Raw genomic sequence first — 9,775 nt, 5'->3', positions numbered from 1 at the left:
CACCAAGAATAATGATCTCGTTAGTGAGACAAAAGATCGTCTTAGTTGTGAGTTGATACATTTACATGACAAGCAATATAGAACTAACCATTCACATTAGAAATAGAATAAATTTCTATACCGTTCGATGAGATAACAGTCGACCATGCATCCAATACATTTTTCAGATAGAAGCAATAAAAGAAAGGAGAAAGTGGAAGGAAGCGGACAATCAAACTCGCTCCCCTTTTTTATGTTGCAGAGGGGGTTACATTCGCATTCCGCCATCGACTTCGAACACTCTTCCGGTCACGAATTCGTTGGTTAACACGTATTTTATGGTCGATGAAATTTCATCCGCCAAACCTAAACGTCCAACCGGAATCATTCCGATTAAACGTTCCATCGCTTCAGGTTTTATTTGGTCTGTCATGGCAGTTTTGATGACACCCGGAGCAATCGCCACTGAGCGAATTCCGAAACGCCCTAACTCTTTCGCCCACACCGTTGCCATGGTGGCTACCGCCGCTTTAGATGCTGAATAGTTGGTTTGACCAATATTCCCGGCACGCGCAACGCTGGATATGTTGATCAGAACCCCTTTACTATCGGTGTTCAGCATTACCTTGCTCGCTTCACGGCCACACAGGAAAGTGCCTGTTACATTCACATCTAGAACAGACTGAAATTGTTCCAGCGACATCGTGTTAACCTGACCATCTTTGACTTTAATGAACATACCATCACGCATAATACCTGCGTTATTGATAACGCCATTGAGCTGCTTGAAATCTGCCTCAATTTGCTCAAAAGCAGTGCACACCTGCTGTTCGTCAGTCACGTTTGTCACATAAAAACGAGCGGTAACGCCGAGAGATTCACATTCCGCTTTCGTTTCAGCCAGTTGCTCTGAATTGAGGTCGATAAGCGCAAGATGAACGCCATTTTCCGCCAGTGACAGTGCCATTTGTTTACCCAGCCCCTGCCCTGCCCCCGTGATCGCAATGACCTTATTTGCTAACTCCATAAGCGCTCCTTAGGCCTGATTTTGCTTTTGGTAGAACTCAAACAAGCTTGAAAAATCTTTTTGCCCGTTGCCCTGACCGTTGTGAAAATTAAACAGATTACGAGCCAAGCTGCCCATTGGCGTTGATGTTTGACTGGCAACCGCCGCTTCCATCGCAAGACCCAGATCTTTAGCCATTAACTGGCTCATAAAGCCGCCTTGATAACCATTGCTTGCAGGCGTATTTTCCATCACACCTGGACAAGGGTTATAAAGCTCTAGCGCCCAGTTACGCCCTGAACTTTGCAACATGATGTCGGAAAGCACTTTGGGATCGAGTCCGTTTTCCATCCCTAAATTTAGTGCTTCACAGGTGCCGCTCATCAAAATGCCCAACATCATGTTATTGCAGATCTTCGCGACCTGACCAGCTCCAACATCGCCCGCATGGAAGATGTTTTTACCCATGTGGCTAAGCACCGCTTTGGCTTGAACAAAGTTCTCTTGCGAGCCGCCAACAATGAAAGTTAACGTACCTGCTGCTGCGCCCGCAACGCCACCAGATACTGGTGCATCAACAAAACTGATACCAAGTTGCGATGCTTTTTCGCCAACCAAACGAGCAGTCGCAGGATCGATGGTGGATGAATCAATCAGCAAGGTGCCTGATTCGACGCTATCTAATATGCCATCTTGACCAAGATAAACGCTTTGAACGTGTTGGCTCGCTGGCAGCATAGTGACAACCACATCAACACCTTGTACTGCCTGCTGAACGGAATCGGCACTTGAAGCGCCCAATGCGGTCAACTCCTCAACTGCGTTTGGGTTCAAATCAAATACTTCGACGTTCAAGCCCGCTTTAAGTAGATTCTTAGCCATAGGCGCACCCATGTTACCAAGGCCAATAAATGCAATTTTGTCCATATCGTATTTCTTCCTTGTACTAAAGTGCCGCTATAGCTACCGACGATGCGGTCAGTGGGTATTCTGCTGAGTCAATTGGCGAGAAGAAGCGCTCCAAAACTTGTGGCGTTACGTCAGAAACCGTGCGATGTTGCCAAGTCGGTTGATTGGTTTTATCAATAATCAGCGCACGAACCCCTTCTCTAAAATCACCTTCTAAGCCACAACGTAGTGTTAGGTTAAATTCCATATCAAAACACGCTTTCAAAGAGAGGTTTTGATACTGCGTTAACTGCTGATAAGTGATACTGAGCGACAACGGACTGCCATAGTTCAGTGACTTCTGCGCATTGACGAACCACTTGTTATCAACGTTAGCACGGCTGATTGCATCAACAATTGACGCTAAGTCACCCGAACATAACTGCTCAATCAATTCCGCATAGGGCATCAACATCCCTTCGGTTGGCTCGTCCACGTGTACCGAACGCAGCGTAGTGGCGATTTTTTCGTTGATGTTCGCTTCACCTTTCCAACTTACCGATGCAAGCAGATCCAGCAGCACTTGCTTGTTTTCTGGCTGTGCAATCCATTGGCTTAACCCCAACGCTTTCATATCTGTTGCGTTAATTTGACAAGCCGTCAAACTTAAGAACAGTGCCAAATGTTTTGGCAACTGGTTCAGGAAGTACGTCGCGCCTACATCTGGGTAAAGGCCAATTTTAATCTCTGGCATTGCAAAGCGTGTGGTGGTTTCTGCTACGCGATGGCTGGCACCCATAAACAGGCCAACTCCCCCGCCCATCAAATAACCATGTCCCCACGCGATGATCGGTTTTGGATAAGTATGAATAAGATGGTCACAGCGATATTCGAGGTCAAAGAAGGTTTCCATCGCTGAAAACGCAGAATCAAAGTCTTGCTCTTTGTTTTCAAGTGCACGGTAGATCGCTTGAATATCACCACCAGCACAAAACGCTTTTTCACCTTGAGCATGCAAGAATACCGCGATGACGCTGTCGTCCGTTTGCCATTCATTAAGCTGTTTGTACAACTTCTCAATCATCACGTAACTCAACGCGTTGAGAGCTGCTGGGTTATCAAGCTCTAGCACACCAATAACAGAGCCATCAGCGCACTCAAGTTTTGAAACATTTACTGTACCTGTCATTTGGCCTCCGCTAGCTGTTTGTCCATTGTGGCTTGCGCTTTTGCAAGAACGCATTCACACCCTCAGTCTGATCGTGTGTATTGAACAGCTGTAAAAACAGTTCACGCTCTAAAACCAATCCAGCTGCGTGAGTTTGGCTGCGTCGACCTTGAATTAGCGTTTTGCACGCAGACACAGATTTCGGTGATTGACCTGCAACACGCTGTGCTAGCTCCATAGCCGCTTCGAGTGCTTGACCTTTCGCCACCACCTCTTCGACTAACCCAATTTTTTCCGCTCGCTCGGCCGTCACACGCTCGCCACACAGGATCATACGCTTCGCCCAACCTTCACCTACCAACGCGGTCAGGTTTTGCGTCCCGCCCGCACACGGCAACAAGCCTACCGATGCTTCAGGAAGTGCCATTTGTACTTGTTCTTCTGCGATGCGAATGTCACACGCCATCGCCACTTCCAAACCGCCGCCCATCGCGTAACCATTAATTGCTGCGATGGAAACACCATCGAACGCAGACAGCGCTTCAAAGGCTTCACCAAATGCGAACGCCATATCTGCTGCTTGCGATTTATCGCCGGATGCAAAGTTGTTGAGATCCGCTCCAGCAGAAAAGAATTTCTCGCCTTCGCCTGTTAATACCAACGCATAAATGGAGCGATCATTACTGAGTTCAATCGCCAACTCTTTTAGCTGATTCAAAGATTCAAGCGTCCAGGTGTTTGCTGGCGGGTTACTAATCGTGAGCTTGGCAATGTGCGCTTCACGCTCTAGTTTGATTTGTGCCGTCATAATCTTTCAGTCCTTTTTAATTTCTTTAGGTAAGGCTGTGTCTCGCTGACTAAAGCAGCTCAACGCCTTCCGTTAGTAATCGTCTTGCGACGATCAGACGCATGATTTCGTTGGTACCTTCAAGGATTTGGTGAACACGAACGTCTCGGAAATGGCGCTCGACTGGATATTCTTTGATGTAGCCATAGCCACCGTGAATTTGCAGCGCCTGATCGCAGACTTTAAAGCCCACATCAGTAGCAAAGCGTTTTGCCATGGCACAGTACGCACTTTTTTCTACGTGCTGGGCATCGAGTTTAGCGGCAGCGAGTCGCACCATTTGACGCGCAGCGACCAGCTCAGTCGCCATATCAGCAAGCTTGAACTGCAACGCTTGAAATTGCGCCAGTGAACGGCCGAACTGTTTGCGTTCGGTCATGTATTGTTTGGCTTCGTTCAGAGCTTGTTGCGCAGTACCGACGGAACAAGTGGCGATATTGATTCGGCCGCCATCCAGACCAAGCATGGCGAACTTAAAGCCTTCTCCCTCTTCACCCAACAGATAGTCAGCCGGAATACAAACATTTTCGAAGGTAATCATGCGAGTTGGCTGGCAGTTCCAACCCATTTTGGCTTCTTTTTTACCGTAGCTAATGCCTTCGCAATCAGCAGGAACAACGAATGCAGAAACGCCACTCGCTCCTTCACCACAGGAACGCGCCATCACGACTAATACATCTGTATCACCGGCACCCGAGATAAACACTTTTGCGCCATTGAGAACAAACTCATCGCCATCACGCACTGCGCTAGTCGTTAGAGAAGCGGCGTCAGAGCCGGCATTAGGTTCGGTTAAACAGTAGGAAGCGAGCTTTTCACCCGAAATTAGATCCGCGCTAAATTGCTGCGCCACTTCGGCTTTGGCAAAGCTGGTGATCATCCACGTCGCCATGTTGTGAATGGTCATAAACGCAGTAGTCGCGGTACAACCCATAGCCAACTGCTCGAAAATGATCGCCGCATCCAAACGAGATAACCCCAAGCCACCGTGCTCTGGTGGCGTGTAGATACTCAAAAAGCCCAGCTCACCCGCCTGACGCAGTACATCTTTAGGGAAGTGATGGTTTTCATCCCACTCGGCCGCGTGCGGCGCTAACATTTGGTCTGCAAACTGCTTTGCTACTTCGGCAAACGCGAGTTGATCTTCGTTTAATTCAAAATCCATCTTGAAGTCCTAAGGTCTAATTCGTTGCATTTGTATCCGAGCCAAGCCCTCTAAAAGGATGAAGGGCTTGGCTAGAGGTGTCGCTAATCCAGTAATTAGCTAAGTTGAATAGTCATGTTTGGACCGCTTGGAATGTCATCTTCAAACCAACGCGCGGTGACAGTTTTCGTCTCGGTGTAGAAGCGAACCGCTTGTTTACCGTAAGCATGCAGGTCGCCGTAGAAGCTGCCTTTCCACCCAGTAAACGAAAAGAACGGCAATGGCACCGGAATCGGTACGTTGATTCCTACGTTACCTACTTCGATATTGTGTTGATACTTTCTCGCGGCAGCGCCGTTCGCCGTGAAAATAGACGTACCATTACCAAAGCGGTTTGCATTGATCAGTTCAATCGCTTCATCTAGGTCATCCACTTCCATAGTTAACAGTACAGGCCCGAAAATTTCTTCCTGATAAATCGACATGTCTGTGGTCACGTTGGTAAACAGTGTTGGCCCCACCCAGTTACCGTTCGGGAAGCCAGGTACTTGGCAGTCTGTCCCGTCCAGAACACAATTCGCGCCTGACGCTTTGCCTTCATTAATCAGATTCACCACTCGCTGCTTCGCTTGAGGGCTAATCAGTGGACCATAACCGGCGGTTTCATCATCCCACGCGCCAGGCTGAACCTGAGCTAACGCCTCTTTAAGCTCTGGAATCCATTCTTTGGTTTCGCCGACAAATACGGCAACCGAAATCGCCATACAGCGTTGGCCTGCAGCACCAACTGACGCGCCAACTAGGTTATTGATGACTTGCTGTTTGTTTGCATCCGGCATGATGACCATGTGGTTCTTAGCACCTGCAAATGACTGCACGCGTTTCAGGTTGTCTGTACCTGTTTTGTAGATGTACTCACCAACGGGCACAGAGCCAACAAAAGAGATCGCACGAACAACTGGATCAGTCAGAATGCGGTCGACTTGCTCTTTGGTCCCGTGAACAACTTGCAATACGCCTTTTGGTGCACCAGCTTGTTCAAATAGCTCTGCCAATTTCATTGCAGTCAGCGGAACTTGTTCCGAAGGTTTTAGAATAAAGGTGTTGCCACAAGCGATCGCCATCGGGAACATCCACAATGGGATCATCGCAGGGAAGTTAAAGGGTGTGATGCCAGCACAAACACCGAGCGGTTGAATGTAAGAGTAACCATCAATATTGGTCGCGACGTTTTCCACCGTTTCGCCCATCATTGAGCTACAAATGTTCGCCGCTTGTTCTACGACTTCAATCCCACGCCAAATGTCACCCTTTGCATCCGCGAGGGTTTTGCCTGTCTCACTTGAAAGCAGTATCGCCAACTCATCGTGTTGCTCTTTGAGCAGATGTTGGTAACGCAACATCAATCTAGCACGCTCCGGCGCTGCAACTTCTTTCCAGCGTTTGAACGTTTCTGTTGCGCTGGCAATCGCCGCATTCATTTCCGATTCCGTGGCACAAGGTACTTGTGCAATCACTTCGTTGGTTGCCGGGTTGGTTACATCTAGCCATTGTTTTGAATCGGAGATGGCAAATTCACCACCGATATACTGCTTTACTTGTTCTGTCATGATGACATCCTTGTATTTTTCAGCTTGTTACTGACTACTGTTATGTAAGTGAAACTTTGTTGAGAGTGATTTAGCAGATTTCAATCGCGATAGCGGTAGCTTCGCCGCCGCCAATACAAAGCGATGCAACGCCACGCTTACCACCAGTTTGTTTTAGCGCATGAATCAAAGTGACAAGGATTCGATTGCCACTTGCGCCTATTGGATGCCCCAGCGCACAAGCCCCTCCGCGAGGGTTCACTTTGCTCTCGTCCAGTTCGAGAGCTTTCACCGCGTATTGAGTCACGACAGCAAAAGCTTCATTGATTTCCCAAAGGTCCACGTCTGATTTGTCCCAGCCCGTTTTTTCCAGCAGCGATTCAATCGCGAAGACTGGTGCGATGGTGAACTCATCAGGCTGTCTTGCATGCGTGCTGTACGCGACAATTTTGGCTAGAGGCTGAAGGTTTTCCTGACGACCAAACTCACTATCGACTAAGATCATTGCCGACGCACCATCCGAAATGGAACTAGAGTTTGCTGCGGTTACGCCGCCATCTTTGGCAAACGCAGGGCGTAAGGTAGGAATTTTAGTGACGTCGAGTTTGCTCGGTTGCTCATCATCTACAACCAAGGTTTCGCCGCGCCGACTTTTTACGTTAAAAGGCACGATCTCTTCTTTGAACAAACCTTGTTCGATTGCTTGCTGCGCACGAGTCAACGACTGTTGCGCCCAGGCATCCATACTTTCACGGCTGAACTGATACTTTTGCGCCGTCTGTTCTGCAAAGACACCCATCAGCTCGCCTTGGTAGGCATCCTGCAACCCGTCATAAAACATGTGATCAAGCACTTGCTCGTGACCTAAACGGAAACCATCACGCGCTTTCTTTAATAGATAAGGAGAAGACGACATGTTTTCCATGCCACCAGCGATGACAGCATGCGCATTACCAGATTGAATAAGGTCATATGCCAGCATCACGGTTTTCATACCCGATCCACAAACTTTGTTCAGTGTCGTACAACCAATCGATTGTGGCATTTCAGCTTTAAGGCTTGCTTGTCTTGCAGGCGCTTGCCCCACACCGGCGGGTAAAACGCACCCCATCAACACTTCGTCTATTTTGTGCACATCGAGTTGGCTTTCGGCTAGCGCCCCTTGAATGGCTTTCGCACCGAGTTCCGTGACATCTGTTGAAGCTAATGCACCTTGAAAAGAGCCGATAGGCGTTCGCTTAGCGGCAACAATCCATGTTTCATTTTTCATTCCATTAACCTTTTGTTGACGTTTACGTCATAACTATACTAACATTTACGTTAACGTCAAGTTTGAGGTTATTGTTTGTTCGAGTGATTCTTTGATTTCGAGTAAATGCGAGTGATATCAAGGCTCAAGAGTGGATGTTGTTTGTTTACTTTAACGTTAACGAATTGTATATTCATGTAAATGTTATACGAAAGTCGTAAGGTTAAGGAATGAACACATTTAAGATCAGCGAGCTCGCGAAAGAGTTCGACATTACTACTCGAAGCATTCGCTTCTACGAAGATTTAGGTCTCCTAACTCCAGAACGTAAAGGCAACACTCGAATCTACAATGGTCGCGATCGAATTCGACTAAAGCTGATTTTGCGAGGTAAGCGATTGGGCTTTTCTCTTGCAGATATCAAAGAGTTATTTGAACTCTACGATACCGATCAAAGTACTGAGCAGTTGAACTATATGATTCGGTTGATCGAAGAGAAGAAGGCAGCATTGCAACAGCAAGCAAACGACATTCAAGCGGTAATGATGGAGTTAAATGCTGCGCAGTTGCGATGCCAAAACACACTGAGATCCATGAAAGGCGAAAAAGTCACCTAACACCTCAACTCTGGGATGTAGGTGACGTAAAGGCAAGGACACGCAATGAAATCTACCTACTCTTCCCTGAACTTTGTTTATGACGAAAATACCGATTTGCTTCGCGAGCAAATCAATAGTTTTGCTGCAAGAGAAATTGCGCCGCTAGCGCAATCTATCGACCAAACTAACGACTTTCCAAACCATCTTTGGTCCAAATTAGGTGACATGGGTCTTTTAGGTGTGACCACCAGCGAACAGTTTGGTGGTGCAGGCATGGGCTATCTCGCCCACGTTATCGCTATGGAAGAAATCAGCCGAGCATCCGCTTCGGTTGCGTTAAGTTACGGCGCTCACTCCAACCTTTGCGTCAACCAAATCCACCGTAACGGCACACAAGCGCAAAAAGAGAAATACCTACCTAAGCTCATCTCCGGTGAACATATCGGCGCCCTTGCAATGAGTGAACCCGGCGCCGGCTCTGATGTGGTCTCTATGCAGCTTAAAGCCGAACGTAAAGGCGATATTTTCCTGCTAAACGGCAACAAAATGTGGATCACAAACGGCCCTGATGCACACACCTATGTTGTCTACGCAAAAACCGACCCAAGCCAGCACTCCAAAGGCATCACGGCATTTATTGTGGAACGCGGATTCCCTGGATTTACTCAAGCACAAAAACTCGACAAGTTGGGTATGCGCGGCTCGAATACGTGTGAGCTGGTCTTCCAAAACTGCGAAGTCCCTGCGGAAAATATTCTCGGCGAAGAAAACCAAGGCGTGAAAGTATTGATGAGCGGCCTCGACTACGAACGTGTGGTGCTTGCAGGCGGCCCAATTGGCATCATGCAGGCGTGTATGGATATCGTTGTGCCTTACATTCACGACCGTAAACAGTTCGGTAAATCCATCGGTGAATTCCAGCTAGTTCAAGCAAAAATCGCGGATATGTACACACAAATGAATGCCGCTAAAGCGTATGTTTACGCCGTCGCTGCCGCTTGTGATCGCGGTGAAACCACACGTAAAGATTCTGCTGGCGCGATCCTCTACAGCGCAGAGCTGGCAACCAAGATGGCACTGGATGCGATTCAACTACTTGGCGGTAACGGCTACATCAACGAGTTTGATACGGGCCGTTTGTTGCGAGATGCCAAGCTGTATGAAATCGGTGCGGGCACTTCAGAAATTCGCCGCATGCTTATTGGTCGCGAATTGTTTAACGAAAGCGCCTAATCAACATACCTAGGCGTTCTGAATCTAAATAAATTCCTTATTCAACCTAAATCTTATTCAACATAGATAAAGG

The 9,775-nt window shown here is 47.8% G+C and carries 9 protein-coding genes; 2 read left to right on the top strand and 7 right to left on the bottom strand.

Going from position 1 to position 9,775, the window contains the following annotated elements; translation table 11 throughout:
• Positions 1-247 precede the first annotated feature (247 nt).
• The 7 genes from CAG68_RS08360 to CAG68_RS08330 form a co-directional block, all read right to left on the bottom strand.
• Positions 248-1,006 carry an SDR family oxidoreductase gene (locus CAG68_RS08360; protein ID WP_033906450.1) on the bottom strand — a complete coding sequence of 253 codons (759 nt, stop codon included), beginning with the start codon at positions 1,004-1,006 and terminating at the stop codon, positions 248-250.
• 9 nt (positions 1,007-1,015) lie between these two features.
• Entirely contained in the window at positions 1,016-1,912 is an 897-nt protein-coding gene (mmsB, locus tag CAG68_RS08355; protein ID WP_033906449.1) for a 3-hydroxyisobutyrate dehydrogenase, read from the bottom strand.
• 19 nt (positions 1,913-1,931) lie between these two features.
• Positions 1,932-3,062 carry an enoyl-CoA hydratase/isomerase family protein gene (locus tag CAG68_RS08350; RefSeq protein ID WP_025767889.1) on the bottom strand — a complete coding sequence of 377 codons (1,131 nt, stop codon included), beginning with the start codon at positions 3,060-3,062 and terminating at the stop codon, positions 1,932-1,934.
• Between the two features lie 10 nt (positions 3,063-3,072).
• Positions 3,073-3,849: an enoyl-CoA hydratase gene (locus CAG68_RS08345; RefSeq protein ID WP_025767890.1), complete on the bottom strand. Its 777-nt coding sequence runs from the start codon at positions 3,847-3,849 to the stop codon at positions 3,073-3,075.
• Positions 3,850-3,898: 49 nt separating this feature from the next.
• Positions 3,899-5,053: an acyl-CoA dehydrogenase family protein gene (locus tag CAG68_RS08340; protein ID WP_161441003.1), complete on the bottom strand. Its 1,155-nt coding sequence runs from the start codon at positions 5,051-5,053 to the stop codon at positions 3,899-3,901.
• A gap of 95 nt (positions 5,054-5,148) precedes the next feature.
• Positions 5,149-6,642: a CoA-acylating methylmalonate-semialdehyde dehydrogenase gene (locus tag CAG68_RS08335; protein WP_005382664.1), complete on the bottom strand. Its 1,494-nt coding sequence runs from the start codon at positions 6,640-6,642 to the stop codon at positions 5,149-5,151.
• 70 nt (positions 6,643-6,712) lie between these two features.
• Positions 6,713-7,891, bottom strand: coding sequence for a thiolase family protein (locus tag CAG68_RS08330; protein WP_161441002.1), 1,179 nt, complete (start codon positions 7,889-7,891; stop codon positions 6,713-6,715).
• A gap of 209 nt (positions 7,892-8,100) precedes the next feature.
• Between CAG68_RS08330 and CAG68_RS08325 the strand changes: the two genes are divergently transcribed.
• Positions 8,101-8,487, top strand: a complete 387-nt coding sequence (locus tag CAG68_RS08325) for a MerR family transcriptional regulator (protein ID WP_005373242.1) — start codon at positions 8,101-8,103, stop codon at positions 8,485-8,487.
• A gap of 45 nt (positions 8,488-8,532) precedes the next feature.
• Complete coding sequence (locus CAG68_RS08320; RefSeq protein WP_161441001.1) at positions 8,533-9,702, top strand: isovaleryl-CoA dehydrogenase; 1,170 nt, start codon at positions 8,533-8,535, stop codon at positions 9,700-9,702.
• Positions 9,703-9,775 lie beyond the last annotated feature (73 nt).

Source organism: Vibrio sp. V42_P2S4T144 (assembly GCF_009904715.1).
Taxonomy (GTDB): Bacteria; Pseudomonadota; Gammaproteobacteria; order Enterobacterales; family Vibrionaceae; genus Vibrio; species Vibrio alginolyticus.
Note: the sequence above shows the minus strand (reverse complement) of the source record. Positions and strands in the feature narration are given on the sequence as shown.

Excerpts from the sequence above, each read along its gene's own strand:
- CAG68_RS08345 (WP_025767890.1), bottom strand. The coding sequence starts at position 3,849 with ATGACGGCACAAATCAAACTAGAGCGTGAAGCGCACATTGCCAAGCTC.
- CAG68_RS08330 (WP_161441002.1), bottom strand. The coding sequence starts at position 7,891 with ATGAAAAATGAAACATGGATTGTTGCCGCTAAGCGAACGCCTATCGGC.
- CAG68_RS08335 (WP_005382664.1), bottom strand. The coding sequence starts at position 6,642 with ATGACAGAACAAGTAAAGCAGTATATCGGTGGTGAATTTGCCATCTCC.
- CAG68_RS08320 (WP_161441001.1), top strand. The coding sequence starts at position 8,533 with ATGAAATCTACCTACTCTTCCCTGAACTTTGTTTATGACGAAAATACC.
- CAG68_RS08340 (WP_161441003.1), bottom strand. The coding sequence starts at position 5,053 with ATGGATTTTGAATTAAACGAAGATCAACTCGCGTTTGCCGAAGTAGCA.
- mmsB (WP_033906449.1), bottom strand. The coding sequence starts at position 1,912 with ATGGACAAAATTGCATTTATTGGCCTTGGTAACATGGGTGCGCCTATG.
- CAG68_RS08360 (WP_033906450.1), bottom strand. The coding sequence starts at position 1,006 with ATGGAGTTAGCAAATAAGGTCATTGCGATCACGGGGGCAGGGCAGGGG.
- CAG68_RS08325 (WP_005373242.1), top strand. The coding sequence starts at position 8,101 with ATGAACACATTTAAGATCAGCGAGCTCGCGAAAGAGTTCGACATTACT.
- CAG68_RS08350 (WP_025767889.1), bottom strand. The coding sequence starts at position 3,062 with ATGACAGGTACAGTAAATGTTTCAAAACTTGAGTGCGCTGATGGCTCT.